This window comes from Pseudonocardia sp. ICBG1293 (genome assembly GCF_020131355.1).
GTDB lineage: Bacteria > Actinomycetota > Actinomycetes > Mycobacteriales > Pseudonocardiaceae > Pseudonocardia.
The window spans coordinates 697,824-710,841 of the sequence record NZ_JAHLEL010000038.1 but is presented as its reverse complement, the minus strand read 5'-3'; the positions used below and the strand labels follow the sequence as shown (position 1 = coordinate 710,841).

11 protein-coding genes are annotated in these 13,018 nt (G+C 73.7%); 7 read left to right on the top strand and 4 right to left on the bottom strand.

The genetic code is table 11. The features are described from left to right. Positions 1-80: 80 nt before the first annotated feature. A complete protein-coding gene (locus KPF47_RS17135; RefSeq protein ID WP_224389745.1) occupies positions 81-1,250 on the bottom strand; it encodes a lipase family protein in 1,170 nt (389 codons plus the stop codon). A 217-nt stretch (positions 1,251-1,467) separates the two neighbouring features. On the opposite strand from KPF47_RS17135, the gene KPF47_RS17130 reads away from it, so the two are divergent. Further along, the gene (locus tag KPF47_RS17130; protein WP_224389744.1) at positions 1,468-2,526 is read left to right on the top strand and encodes an alpha/beta hydrolase; all 1,059 of its coding nucleotides are present in this window, start codon (positions 1,468-1,470) and stop codon (positions 2,524-2,526) included. A gap of 79 nt (positions 2,527-2,605) precedes the next feature. Here the strand turns inward: KPF47_RS17130 and KPF47_RS17125 are convergent, their stop codons facing one another. Beyond that, complete coding sequence (locus tag KPF47_RS17125) at positions 2,606-3,409, bottom strand: DUF2382 domain-containing protein (protein WP_224389743.1); 804 nt, start codon at positions 3,407-3,409, stop codon at positions 2,606-2,608. A 297-nt stretch (positions 3,410-3,706) separates the two neighbouring features. Between KPF47_RS17125 and KPF47_RS17120 the strand changes: the two genes are divergently transcribed. The 5 genes from KPF47_RS17120 to KPF47_RS17100 are packed head-to-tail and all read left to right on the top strand — an operon-like array spanning position 3,707 to position 10,007. Beyond that, positions 3,707-4,618: a hypothetical protein gene (locus KPF47_RS17120; RefSeq protein WP_224389742.1), complete on the top strand. Its 912-nt coding sequence runs from the start codon at positions 3,707-3,709 to the stop codon at positions 4,616-4,618. After that, positions 4,615-6,420: a phosphatidylglycerol lysyltransferase domain-containing protein gene (locus tag KPF47_RS17115; RefSeq protein WP_308015412.1), complete on the top strand. Its 1,806-nt coding sequence runs from the start codon at positions 4,615-4,617 to the stop codon at positions 6,418-6,420. The genes KPF47_RS17120 and KPF47_RS17115 overlap by 4 nt, the downstream gene beginning before the upstream one ends. A gap of 13 nt (positions 6,421-6,433) precedes the next feature. Beyond that, positions 6,434-7,621: an esterase family protein gene (locus tag KPF47_RS17110; RefSeq protein WP_224389741.1), complete on the top strand. Its 1,188-nt coding sequence runs from the start codon at positions 6,434-6,436 to the stop codon at positions 7,619-7,621. A 15-nt stretch (positions 7,622-7,636) separates the two neighbouring features. Beyond that, positions 7,637-7,927 (top strand): hypothetical protein, encoded by a 291-nt coding sequence (locus KPF47_RS17105; RefSeq protein ID WP_224389740.1) that lies wholly within the window; start codon positions 7,637-7,639, stop codon positions 7,925-7,927. Between the two features lie 25 nt (positions 7,928-7,952). Beyond that, complete coding sequence (locus tag KPF47_RS17100) at positions 7,953-10,007, top strand: NAD(+) synthase (RefSeq protein WP_224389739.1); 2,055 nt, start codon at positions 7,953-7,955, stop codon at positions 10,005-10,007. Here KPF47_RS17100 and KPF47_RS17095 read toward each other — a convergent pair. Beyond that, entirely contained in the window at positions 10,004-10,318 is a 315-nt protein-coding gene (locus tag KPF47_RS17095; protein ID WP_374108864.1) for a transposase, read from the bottom strand. The two genes, KPF47_RS17100 and KPF47_RS17095, sit on opposite strands and share 4 nt — an antisense overlap. Before the next feature lie 10 nt (positions 10,319-10,328). After that, the gene (locus KPF47_RS17090; RefSeq protein ID WP_224386276.1) at positions 10,329-11,171 is read right to left on the bottom strand and encodes an IS5 family transposase; all 843 of its coding nucleotides are present in this window, start codon (positions 11,169-11,171) and stop codon (positions 10,329-10,331) included. Between the two features lie 411 nt (positions 11,172-11,582). Between KPF47_RS17090 and KPF47_RS17085 the strand changes: the two genes are divergently transcribed. Further along, on the top strand, positions 11,583-13,007 hold the full coding sequence (locus KPF47_RS17085; protein ID WP_224386384.1) for an NF041680 family putative transposase: 1,425 nt from the start codon (positions 11,583-11,585) through the stop codon (positions 13,005-13,007). Positions 13,008-13,018 lie beyond the last annotated feature (11 nt).

Below are 13,018 nucleotides of genomic sequence, written 5' to 3'. Positions count from 1 at the left end.
GGTCCGCCCGGACCGCACCCCGGCGGTCGCGCCCCGGATCCGGTCCCCGGTGGACGGTCACACCGTCCGGTGCGGACCCGTCAGTCGCAGGTGGAGCTCACCGGCAGGCCGGCGAACCGGGCCTGCAGGAACGCCAGCGCGCGGGCCTGCCCGTCCGGGTACCCACCGACGTGCCCGGGGACGGGTGAGGGCCGGAACTCGACGTCGGCGCCGCTGGCGCACCAGCGCTGCGCCAGCTCCCGGCCCTGGTCGAACGGCACGATGTCGTCGGCCACGCTGTGCACGATCAGCACCGGGGCCTCGGGCGTACGGCGTCCGATCAGCTGCTCGTCCACCCGGCTCGCGAAGGGTTCCTCGTCGAGGAAGGCGGAGAGCGGCCGGCCGTCGACGGACAGCTGCTCGGAGCGCAGGCCCGGGTAGCGCAGTGCCGAGTCCTGGGTGCACTGCTCACGCAGCTCGGCGATGACCTGGCGGCCACGGTCGTTGAGCAGGTCCGGAACCCCGAGGTCGGGGTAGGCGGCGTCGAAACCGGACACCGCGTAGCCGAGCAGCGCGACGGCGGGGCCGCCCTCCAGGGCGCGGCCGGTGGCACGCAGGTCCGCGGGCGGCGCGCCCGCGTAGGCGCCGACGATGTCGAGCTCGGGGGCGTAGTCGGGGGCGAGCTCGACCGCGGCGGCCGAGGCGCCGCCGCCCTGGGAGTAGCCGTAGAGCGCGGCCGGGGCGTCCTCCGGCACACCGACGCCGGCCCGCCGGGCGGCGCGCACGACGTCCAGCAGCGCGTGCGCCTGCGCGGCCCGGTTGACGTAGGTGTGCTCGCCGGGGGTGCCCAGACCCTCGTAGTCGGTGACGGCCACGGTGTTGCCCGCCGCGAGCAGCGCGGTGAGCGCCGGGGCCTCGTACTCGGTCCCGGCCTGCAGCTGCCGCGACGGCGCGCACCGGTCGGCGAGCCCCTGGGTGCCCGCGGCGAAGCCGACGACCCGGGTCGGACCGGGCGCCGGGACGACCGGGGTGAGGACGATCCCGCTCACCGTGATCGCCCGGTCCTCGGTGTCGAAGCTGCGGTAGAGGATCCGGGTCGCGGTCGCGGCGGGCACCGTCGGGGTGAGGACCCGCTCCGCCGACACGACGTCCCCCGGCGACCCGCCGGGCTGCGGTCCGTCCGGCGAGGCGAGTGCCTGGGGCACCGCGACCACCGCCGCGACGACCGCGGCCACCCCCGCCACGACCGTCGCCCGCAGCCTCGTCCGCACGTCGTCCCCCTCCGCCGATGATCTCTACGGGCTGAACGAGCACCCGACCACCGGGAAACGGCCGGGACCGCGGCCGAACGTTGCGAATCGGTCGCGGCGCCCGGGCAGGCACACCGGGCACGACGACCGGTGGGTGATCCGTGCCGCGAGCACCGGCATCGAACGGCACGCAGTGCCACAATCGAGGGAGAAGATCGGGTCAGCGCGGGAGGTCGCCGTGGATCGACGGGTACGTGTGGCGCGGGGCGCCCTGCACGGGGTGCTGGCCCTGCCGAAGCCGGTGAAACGGGTGCTCGCGGGCCCGCCCGTCCGCCGCGACGGCCAGCAGCTCGACCTCGACATCCAGCTGCTGCTGCGGCTGCTCACCCCGCGCAGACCGCAGCCGGTGCCGCCACCGGAGCGGATGCGGGCGGGCCAGTCGTTCGTCGACCGCGTCGTGGCCGGCACCGAGGAACCGGGGGTGCGGCGCGAGGACCGGACGGTCCCCGGGGCCGCGACGGACCTCCCGGCGCGGCTGTACGTGCCGCCGCCGGGGCCCGACGTCGTCGCGGGGGCGCTGCTCGTCTACGTGCACGGCGGCGGTTTCGTCGCGGGCGACCTCGACACCCACGACGAGCTGTGCGCGACGCTGGCCGCCGAGTCCGGCGCCCGGGTGCTCTCGGTGGACTACCGGCTCGCCCCCGAGCACCCCTTCCCGGCCGCCGTCGACGACTGCCTGGCCGCGTTCGCGTACGTCACCGCCCATCCCGGGGAGTTCGGGGCGACCCGGGGCTCGATCGCGGTCGGCGGGGACTCCGCGGGGGCCAGCCTGGCCCTGACGGTGGCCCGTGAGACGAGCCGCGAGGGCGCCGACCCGGCCGGGCGGCCGGTGTTCTGCCTGGCGTTCTTCCCGGTCACCGACCTCGACGGGCACACCCGGTCGCGCGAGCTGTTCGGCGACGGGTTCCTGCTCACCGGCGAGGCGATCGAGGCGATGGCCGGCTGGTACGTGCCCGAGGCGATGCGCGAGGACCCGCGGCTGCGGATCGCGGAGGGGGACCTGATCGGGATGCCGCCCGCCTACGTCGCGACGGCCGGGTTCGACCCGCTGCGCGACGAGGGCGAGCACCTGGTGACCCGGATGCGGGAGGCGGGCGGCCCGGCGACGCTGCGCCGGCACCCCGACCTGGTGCACGGTTTCGCGACGTCGCTCGGGATCGGCACGCGCCCGCGGCAGGCCGTCGCCGAGGCGGCCGGGGCGCTGCGGACGGCGTTCGCGCTGCTCGGCGCCTCCTGACCGGTCCGGACATGGGACCGGCGCGTCACCGGGTCCGAGGTGCGGGCTCCGGTGACGCGCCGGTGGCGCGGGGCGTCGCTCAGCTGCGGCGCTCGTCGCGGGGCAGCGCGTGCTGCGGGTCGTCGACCTCGATGCGCTCCTTGCGGACGGTGTCGGAGACCTTCTCGTCCTCGGTGACGGTGCGGGTGCCCAGGCGCACCTTCTCCACGGCCTCGGTGGTCTTGTCGACGACCGGGCGCTCGCGGTGCAGGGTGACCTCGTGCTCGGCCTCGCCCATGGCGCCCGGACGCGCCGTCGCCTCGGTGCCGTCGATCGGCTCGCGCTCGAGGCGGACCTCCTCGTGCGACACCGGGACGGTGACGGTCTGGTCCTCGGTCACGACGTACTTGCGCAGCGCGACGCGGCCGGTCTCCTCGGTCTCGGTGCCGACGCGCAGGTTCTCCTCGTGCCGGACCATCGCGTCGTCGCCGGAGCGGTCGGAGCGGGCGGCGCGGTCGCGGTCGGTGCGGTCGCGGTCGGTGCGCTCGCCGGTGGCGTGCCGCGCGTCGGTCCGACCGGTGCCGGTGCCGGTGCCGATGCCGTAGTGCCGGTAGAGCTCGTCCTCCTCCGACCCGGTCAGACGCTCGTCGGAGCGACCCACGTGCGGGCAGTCCTTCACGGCCTTCTTCTCCACACCCAGGGCCACGTCGCTCTCGTGCACGTCGGCGTTCTGCAGCGGCACGAAGCTCTCCTTGGTGCCGAACAGCCCGGTGTTGACCGTGGCCCAGGTCGGGTCACCGCTGCGCTCGTCGAGGTAGATCTGGCCGATCTTGCCGACCTTCTCGCCGTGGTTGTCGACGACCTGCCGACCGATGAGCTCCCGGGTCATGTCCTTCGTGATCATGCTGCTGGCCTCCGTGGCTCGGTGGGAATGCTGTCGAACAACGAAGGGGTCGGCGCGGAACCGCCCCGGCATGCGGCGGGACCGCCGTTCCCCGTCGTCCGTGTGACCGTCGTCATCCACTCGGCCCCACCGGATCGCCTGTGCGACAACGCTGGGTGTAGCGCGTTCCCGCCGCGGGCGACCCCGGACGGCATGTTTGGGACAGCCAGTCCTGGACCCCATCCGGGACGTTCCCGACGACCGGGGACGGATCATCCCGGCGCCGGGGCCCCGGGACGGGCGTGGAATCGTGGTGGTGTGCTCGCCGGGACCGCACTGCTCCCGCTCGGGTCGGCCGTCACCGTCACGGCCGTCGCCGGCACGGCCGCGCTCACCCTCGTCGTGCTGCTGCGAGGCTGGGCGCGGTGGCGGCCCGTCGTGCGGGCGGCCGCGTTGCCGGGTGTCGTCGCACTCGTCGTGCTCGCCGCCGCGGTCGGGACGAACGCCTGGTTCGGCTTCTACCCGACGCCCGCCTCGCTGGCCGCCGGGCCGGACCGCGGCGACCGGCCCGCGCCACCCGCCCCGCCGGTCACCGGCCCCGGCCGGGACACCCTGCTGACCGTCGACGGTGTGGACGTGCCCGTGCACCTCCCGCCCGGTTACGACGACCACCTCGCCCACCCCGTCCTGGTGTGGACCGGGCCCGGCGACGTCTCCGCCGCCGTCGACGCCGCCGTCGACGCCGGCCGGATGCCCGCCGTGGTGGTGCTGCGGACCGACCGGGTACCGGTGGCCCGGCTGCGGACCGCCGCGGCCGGGGCGGGCTCGCCGGTGCTGCGGGCCGACCGGGCCGCGTGGGCCCTCGCCGGACCGCCCGGGGGACCCGGCTGCCCCCTCGAGCGGGCACTCGCCGAACGCGCCGACGTCGCGACGGCGGCCGGGCCCCCCGGCGGTGCCGACTGCCCGGACGCGACGTCCGGTTCGCCCGATCCGTTGGACCTGGTCGTCCTGCGCACCGCGGCGACGCAGGATGACCCGGTGCCGGGCGCGCCGTCACCGGGCCCGGCGCCGGCGTGGGGGACGGTGACCGCGGCGCCGGGCACCCCGGTGGCCGACGTCGTCGCCGCCGAGCTGGACTCACTCGGCGCCCGGCTGCCGGATGCGGTGGCCCGCCAGGGCGTCGCCGACCGGCCCGCCGCCGGGGACGACGGACAGGAGGGGAACGCGTGACGGGCTCTGAGGGCTCCGGCCGACCGGGGACCACCGGGGACGGGCAGGGGGACGTCCGCACCCGCGGCGCCGCTCCGGCGCCGGACCCCGAGGCGCGCCGGCGCAGACTGTCCGAGGCCGCCGTCGTCCGTGCGGTGGTGTGGGCCGCCCGCATCGTCGGCGCCCTCACCGTGGTCGCGGCGGTCCTGCCCGCACCCCGCCGGGTCCTCGGCAGCGAGCTGCGCAGCACGCTGGGCCTGCCCGCGGGCCTCGGGCTGGCGTCGCTGGTCGTGACGGCGCTCGCCGGGGTCGGGCTGCTGCTGGCCACCGGGCTGCGCCGGCGCAAGCAGCGGGCCTGGTGGGTCGCGACCGCGACGACGACGTTCCTGGTCGTGGTCAACCTGCTGCACGTGCTGGACCAGCGGCGTGGCATCGGGCCGGCGGTGCTGGTCGTCGCGCTGCTGGCGGCGCTGGTCGCGACGCGGCGCTACTTCGTGGCCCGGCAGGACCCGGGCGGGCTCGGCCGGTCGGTCCGCTCGCTGCTGCAGTTCGGGCTGTCCGGGTTCCTCATCGTGTGGGTGCTGCTGGCGCTCAACCCGCGCCGGCTCGTCGGGGACCCGTCGGTCGCGGCGCAGGCCGCGCACGCGGCCCTGTCGCTGATCGGGGTGACCGGCCCGGTAGAGTTCGAACAGCGCGCCGTCTGGCTCGACGACCTGACCTCGGCGATCGGGCTGACCTTCGGGGTGGTCGCGCTCGTCGTCGCCGGGTACCACCTGCTGCGCTCGCCGGAGCCGCGCCCGGCGCTGGAGCCCGATGACGAGCAGCGCCTGCGTGCCCTTCTCGACCGGCGCGACGGGGACTCGCTGGGCTACTTCGCGCTGCGCCGGGACAAGGCCGCGGTCTTCGCCCACGGTGGGAAGTCGGCGGTCTCCTACCGGGTGCTGGCCGGGGTCGCGCTGGCCTCCGGCGACCCGGTCGGCGACGTGGGGGCCTGGCCCGGTGTGATCGAGGCGTTCCTCGCCACCTGCACCCGCTACGGCTGGTCCCCCGCGGTCCTGGGCTGCTCCGAGCGTGGCGCGACCGCCTGGGCCAAGGCCGGGCTGGACGCCCTGGAGCTCGGCGACGAGGCCGTGCTGGAGACCGCGTCGTTCAGCCTGGACGGGCGCCCGATGCGCGGGGTGCGCCAGACGGTGAACCGGATGCAGCGCAGCGGGCACACCGTCGAGGTGGCACGGCTGCGCGAGTTCGACGAGACCGGGCGGATGCGCGTCGCCGAGCGGGCGCACCGCTGGCGCGGCGACGAGTCCGAGCGCGGCTTCTCGATGGCGTCCTCACGGGTGGCGGACCCGTCCGACCCGGACGCGGTGATCGTCACCGCGCTGCGCGAGGGCGAGCCGACCGGGATGCTCCAGCTCGTGCCGTGGGGCCGGGACGGGCTGTCGCTGGACCTGATGGTGCGCGACCCCGACGCCGACAACGGTGTCAACGAACTCATGATCGCCGAGCTCATGGCGGCCGCGAAGGAGCACGGGGTGACGCGGGTGTCGCTGAACTTCGCGATGTTCCGGTCCGCCCTGGAGCGCGGCGAGCGGATCGGGGCGGGCCCGGTCGCCCGCGGCTGGGCACGGGTGCTGCGGATCGCGTCGCGCTGGTGGCAGATCGACTCGCTGTACCGGTTCAACGCCAAGTTCCGCCCGGCCTGGTACCCGCGCTACGTGCTGTTCCCCGCCGTGCGCGACCTGCCGCGGATCCTGTTCGTCGTGCTGGAGGCCGAGGGATTCGGCGGCCGTCCGCCCGCTCTGCTGCGGTTGCTGCGCCGGTGAACGGGGCCGCGTGATGATCCACGCCTCGGAGCTGCGGCTCGACGTCGCGGCCGCACCGGTGGTGCTCGCGGCGACGGCGCTGGTGCTGCTCGTCGGCACCGGGGGCGCGTGGCACCGGGTGCGCCGGACCGGGCGGTCGCTGTTGGCGGTCGCCTCCGCCGTCGTCGTGCTCGCGGCCTGCGGGGCGGGGGCGAACCTGCTCGGCGGGTTCTTCCCGACCGTCGGCTCGCTGATCGGGTCGTCCCCGGACCCGGGCGAGGGCACCGCCGCCGACATCGGCCCCGACGGCGCCGGGCTGGACGCGGTCATGCCGCTGGTCGCGGCCCGCTCCGCCCACGGCCTGGGCACCACGCTGCACATGACGCTGCACGGGGCCGCCTCGGGGATCGACCGCGACGCCGACGTCCACCTCCCGCCCGGCTACACCGAGCACCCGGGGTACCGGTTCCCCGTCGTCGAGTGGCTCCCCGGGTTCCCCGGCGAGCCCCGTGAGGTCGCCGCCCTGTTCAGGGTGCCCGACGTGCTCGACGCCGCGATCGCCGCGCACCGCGTCCCGCCGGTGGTCGTGGTGATCCCCGACATCAACGGCGAGCCCCGGTTCGGGCACGACCAGGAGTGCGTCGACGCCCAGCACGGCGCGCACGACGACACCTACCTGACCACCGACCTGGTCGGCTGGACGATGCAGCACCTCCGGGTGCGCACCGACCGCGGCGCCTGGGCGCTGGCCGGCTGGTCCTCGGGCGGGTACTGCGCGATGAACCTGGCGCTGCGTCACCCCCGGACCTACGCGCTGGCGGTCAGCCAGAGCGGCTACGACCGCACCCCCGACGACGTCGTCACCGGCGAGCTGTTCGCCGGACGGCCCGACCTGGCCGCCGCCAACGACGTCGTCGCGCTGCTGCGGGGGCGGCCCGCCCCGCTGGCGATGCTGGTCACCGCGGGCACCGACGAGCCCGACGAGCGGGCCGCCGCGGACCGGATCCGGGCCGCGGCGACACCGCCGGTGACCGTCGACACCCGGGTGTACCCGGGCGGGGGGCACAACCAGAACGCCGTCCGCGCGCAGCTCCCGGACCTGGTGGACTGGTTGGGGGCACACCTGCCGGGCCCGCTGGTGCCCTCCGCGGCACCGGCCGGTGTCACGGTCGACGACGGGCCCGGGGTGCCGCAGCGGGTGCTGCCGGTGCCGGACCCGTAGGGAGGAGACGAGGAGATGGTCTGGGAGGGAGTCGGCACCCTGCTGCTGGTCGGCGGGCTGCTCGCCGGGGTGGTGTGGATCGTGGTCGCGGCCGGCGTCGGGGAGATCCCGAAGGTCCTGCACGGTCTGGCGCTGTGGCTGCTGGTGCCGCTGGCGTGGCTGGTGCCGCTGGCGTGGCTGGGGTCGCTCGGCGTCGTGCTGGCCGGCGGCTCGGTCGGGGCGGGCTGGGCGGTACTGCTGGGGCTGCTCGCCGTCACCGGGGTGGCCTGCGGGGCCGCCCGGGTGCTGGCGGGTCGGCGGGGCTGATCGACGACGGGTGACAATGGCGCCCGTGGACTTCGGATCCGTCTACCGCCACCATTTCCTGCGGACCGCCGCGGCGACCCTGCACACGACGATGGCCGACCCGGCCGCGAACGTCGCCGCCGTGCTGGAGACCGCGCGGGCCTGTGACGCCGACGGCGTCGGGCTCGTCGTGTTCCCCGAGCTGACGCTCTCGGGGTACTCGATCGAGGACGTCCTGATGCAGGACACGCTGCTGGAGCGGGTCGAGGCCGAGCTGCTCGGGCTCGTCGCCGCGACGGCGGAGCTGCTGCCGGTGCTCGTGGTCGGGGCGCCGCTGCGGTACCGCCACCGGCTCTACAACTGCGCCGTCGTGATCCACCGCGGACGGGTGCTCGGGGTGGCGCCGAAGTCGTACCTGCCGACCTACCGCGAGTTCTACGAGCGTCGCCAGACCGCGGCCGGCGACGACGTCCGCGATGCCACGCTCCGGCTCGGCGGTGCCGCCGGGGTCGAGGTGCCGTTCGGGACGGACCTGCTGTTCGCCGCCGAGGACGTGCCCGGCCTCGTGCTGCACGCCGAGATCTGCGAGGACTACTGGGTGCCCATCCCCCCGTCGGCGGAGGCGGCACTGGCCGGGGCGACGGTGCTGGCGAACCTGTCCGGCTCGCCGATCACCGTGGGCCGCGCCGACACCCGGCACCTGCTGTCGCGCTCGGCGTCGGCACGCTGCCTGGCCGCCTACGTCTACGCCGCGGCCGGTGAGGGCGAGTCCACCACGGACGTCTCGTGGGACGGCCAGACCATGATCTACGAGAACGGTGTCCTGCTCGCGGAGTCCGACCGCTTCCCCGACGGCGCCCGCTGCGCCGTCGCCGACGTCGACCTGGACCTGATCGCCGCCGAGCGGCGACGCCAGGGCACCTTCGACGACAACCGCCGCACCCACGCCGCGCGCACCGACGCGTTCCGCACGGTGCGGTTCCGGCTCGACCCGCCCGGCCACGACATCGGGCTGCGCCGCACCGTGGAGCGCTTCCCGTTCGTGCCCGCCGACCCGGAGCGCCTCGAGCAGGACTGCTTCGAGGCGTACTCGATCCAGGTGGCCGGGCTGGAACAGCGGCTGCGCGCGATCGGCCAGCCGAAGGTCGTGATCGGTGTCTCCGGCGGGCTGGACTCCACGCACGCGCTGATCGTCGCGGCCCGGGCGATGGACCGGCTCGGCCGACCGCGCACCGACATCCTGGCGTTCACCATGCCCGGCTTCGCGACCTCGGACCACACCCGCGGCAACGCCGTCGCGCTGTCCGAGGCACTCGGGGTCACCTTCGCCACGATCGACATCACCGGCACCGCACGCACGATGCTCGCCGAGATCGACCACCCCTTCGGCCGCGGCGAGCCCGTCTACGACGTGACCTTCGAGAACGTCCAGGCCGGGCTGCGCACCGACTACCTGTTCCGGCTGGCCAACCAGCGCGGCGGGATCGTGCTGGGCACCGGGGACCTGTCGGAGATCGCGCTCGGCTGGTCCACCTACGGCGTCGGCGACCAGATGTCGCACTACAACGTCAACGGCGGCGTCCCGAAGACGCTGATGCAGCACCTCATCCGCTGGGTGATCTCCTCCGAGCAGTTCCCGGGCGAGGTCTCCACCGTGCTGCAGTCGGTGCTCGACACCGAGATCACCCCCGAGCTCGTCCCCTCCGACGGGACGACGCCGGTGCAGTCCAGCCAGGCCACCGTCGGCCCGTACGCGCTGCAGGACTTCACGCTCTGGTACACCCTGCGCCACGGCCACCGGCCGTCGAAGATCGCCTTCCTGGCCGGGCACGCCTGGTCCGACGCGTCCGTGGGGGCGTGGCCACCCGGGTTCCCCGACGACGAACGGCCCGCCTACTCCGCCGCCGAGATCCGGCACTGGCTGCAGGTCTTCGCGCAGCGGTTCTTCCAGTTCGCCCAGTTCAAGCGCTCGGCGCTGCCGAACGGGCCGAAGGTGTCCGCGGGCGGCGCGCTGTCGCCGCGCGGGGACTGGCGGGCGCCCTCGGACCTGTCGGCGACGATCTGGCTGGACGAGATCGAGCGCGAGGTCCCGGAGGGCTAGGGTGTGTCTCCTAAAGTGCGCAACCAGGTGACGATGGCCTTCAGTGCAACTCCGCCGCGGTAGGTCAGGGCGAGTTTGTCGTAGCGGGTCGCGAGGCCGCGCCACTGCTTGACCTCGCAGAACCCGCGTTCGACGACGTTGCGGCCGCGGTAGTCGACCCGGTCGAACGCCGGTGGTCGACCGCCGCGTGTGCCGCGTCGTTTCCGGTGTCCCTGCTGGTCAGCCGGCTCCGGGATGACCGCGACGATCCGTCGTCCGCGCAGGTGGGCGCGGATGGCGCGTGAGGAGTAGGCCTTAGAGGTCGCGCGGATTGGTTGGTGATCATGGACGTCGTGCAGGTCGGGCGTTCCAGCGGTGTGTGGTCCAGGCCTGCCGAATCAAGCTACGGAGTGTGACGATCGTGTCGGCGAGGTCGAAGAACGCGTCGACGACGATTTCTCGTCGTTCGTAGCAGCGCTGCAGCCGGTTGAAGCTGTTGTGCCAAGCGTTGGTCCGCTCGACGTGCCAGCGGCGGGTGGCCTGGATCGGCGCTTTCTCACCCTTGTGCGCGATCTCGCCGTGCAGGCCTCGTTCGGCCAGCGTGTCGCGGGTCTTGCCGGAGTCATAGCCGGCGTCGAGGTGCACGGTGATGTCGTCGGGCAGCGGGCCGAGAGCATCGAGGCGGTCGAGGGTGGGGCCCAGTAGCGGGGAGTCGTGCCGGTTGGCTCCGGCCAGGACTCGGCCCAGCGGGATGCCGTATCCCTCGACGAGCACCGAACGTTTCATACCCTGTTTGCGCCGGTCCACCGGCGACGGACCGGCGACCTCGCCGCCGCCGGGGGCCTTGGTGATGGCGCCATCGACGGCGATGTCGTGCAGCAGCAGACCGACGATGCGGTCGTAGGCGTCCAGGACGATCCGACGCAGCTGGGCGAAGACCCCGAGCCTGATCCACTCGTCACGACGATCGCGGATGGTGGTCGCCGAGCAGGTGCTGTCAGCGATGCCCTCATACGAGCAGCCGAACCGCAGTACCTGCAGGAGCTTGTCGAACACGATCCGATCCGCGATCCGGCGGCGATGGCAGCCCAGCGGATGGGTGGGATCGAACTCGTCTCGATGAGGCAGCAGCGCGGTGAACTGGTCCCACAACGGCTCGGTCAGCCATGATGGCAGGGTGGGCACGCGGCCTCCAGACGATCACGAAGCGTAGATAACTTCATGATCGGCAGGCCCGTACCCGCCCTCGCCCCCAGACACTCGACCGCGGCCAAGCTGTGACCAATCCGCGCGACCTCTTAGAGGTCATTTCAGAACGAGGTCGACGTGTCTGTTGTAGACGACAAGCGGCTATCTGACCTGCCGTTTGATCTGTCGTCGAGGGGTCAATGGAAACTCGACAAGTCGTTCTGAAACGACCTCTTAGCTTGATCTTTAACCTTCCGGAGCTGCTGCTGGGAGGTTGATGTAGTTCGGGCGGCGTGTCGGCGGGACATGGGTACGGCCACCGCTTGATCATCTTCGGGTTCCTTCCACAGAACATCGAAGACGAAAGCGGTGGCCGTGGTGGTCAGTGTGGCTTCTGCCGGGCCAGTGGTGCTCGGTGACACTCCGGTCGGGCGGGGTGATCTTGCCGGGTTTCGGCAGGAGTTCTACGCGTCGTTGACTGCGCGAGCGGATGCGCTGTTCGAGCTCACCGACGCCGTGTTGTGCGCGGACGGCCCGGTTCGCTCGCTACCGGAGCTGACCTTGGTGGCTGAGCACCGTCGCGGGCACGGCGCGATGTACGACGCGTTGGCCTGTGGCAGGATCTCCGCCCGGAGGCTGCGCCGGGTGCTGGCCGGTCTCCCGTTGCCCCGTGCCGTCGACGGTCGGATCGTGCTCGCCGTGGATGTCAGCCCGTGGCTGCGCCCGGACGCTACGACCAGCGATCAGCGGCTGTTCTGCCATGTCTACGGACGCGGAAAGGGCAACGCGCAGCTGATCCCGGGCTGGCCATACTCGTTCGTCGCCGCCCTGGAGACGGGCCGGACGTCGTGGACGGCGGTCCTGGACGCGGTTCGACTCGGCCCGGCCGACGACGCCACCGCGGTGACCGCCACCCAGCTACGCGCGGTCATCGAGCGACTGACCAGCGCCGGGCACTGGCGCCCCGGGGACCCGGACATCGTGATCGTCACCGACACCGGATACGACATCACCCGCCTCGCCTACGTACTGGCCGATCTGCCCGTCGAGCTGGTCGGACGACTGCGCTCGGACCGGGTCCTGCGCCTGCCCAAGCCGCCACGGCTGCCCGGCACGACCGGGCGCCCACCCAAGCACGGCCCGGAGATCGCCTTGAACCGGCCCGCCACCTGGATCGAACCGGTGCACACCACGACGACCAAGACCACCCGCTACGGCACTGCCGTCGCGACCAGCTGGGACCGGGTCCACCCCCGGCTGACCCGGCGCACGTGCTGGATCGACCACGCCGGCGAACTGCCGATCATCGAGGGCACCCTGCTCCGGCTGCAGGTCGACCACCTACCCGGCGACCGCGACCCGAAGCCCGTGTGGCTATGGAGCTCCGCCACCGACGCGAGCGCCGCCGACGTGGACCGCTGGTGGCAGGCGTTCCTCCGCAGATTCGATCTCGAGCACACATTCCGCCTGCTCAAGCAGACCCTCGGCTGGACAACCCCGAAGCTGCGCACCCCCGAAGCCGCCGACCGCTGGACCTGGCTGATCATCGCCTCCCACACCCAACTCCGCCTGGCCCGACCACTGGCCGCCGACCTACGCCGCCCCTGGGAACGACCCGCCGCCCCCACCCGGCTCACCCCGGCCCGGGTTCGCCGCGCCTTTCGGAACATCCGCGCGCGGACCGTCCTCCCGGCCAGTGCACCGAAACCCAGCCGACCCGGTCCCGGCCGCCCACCCGGCTCCCGCAACCGGCACACCCCGACCAGCCACGACGTCGGGAAAACGGTCAAACGCGACCGCACCATCACCGCGCGACGACAACACACAGGTTAAAAACCAAGCTT

Excerpts from the sequence above, each read along its gene's own strand:
- KPF47_RS17125 (WP_224389743.1), bottom strand. The coding sequence starts at position 3,409 with ATGATCACGAAGGACATGACCCGGGAGCTCATCGGTCGGCAGGTCGTC.
- KPF47_RS17110 (WP_224389741.1), top strand. The coding sequence starts at position 6,434 with ATGATCCACGCCTCGGAGCTGCGGCTCGACGTCGCGGCCGCACCGGTG.
- KPF47_RS17105 (WP_224389740.1), top strand. The coding sequence starts at position 7,637 with ATGGTCTGGGAGGGAGTCGGCACCCTGCTGCTGGTCGGCGGGCTGCTC.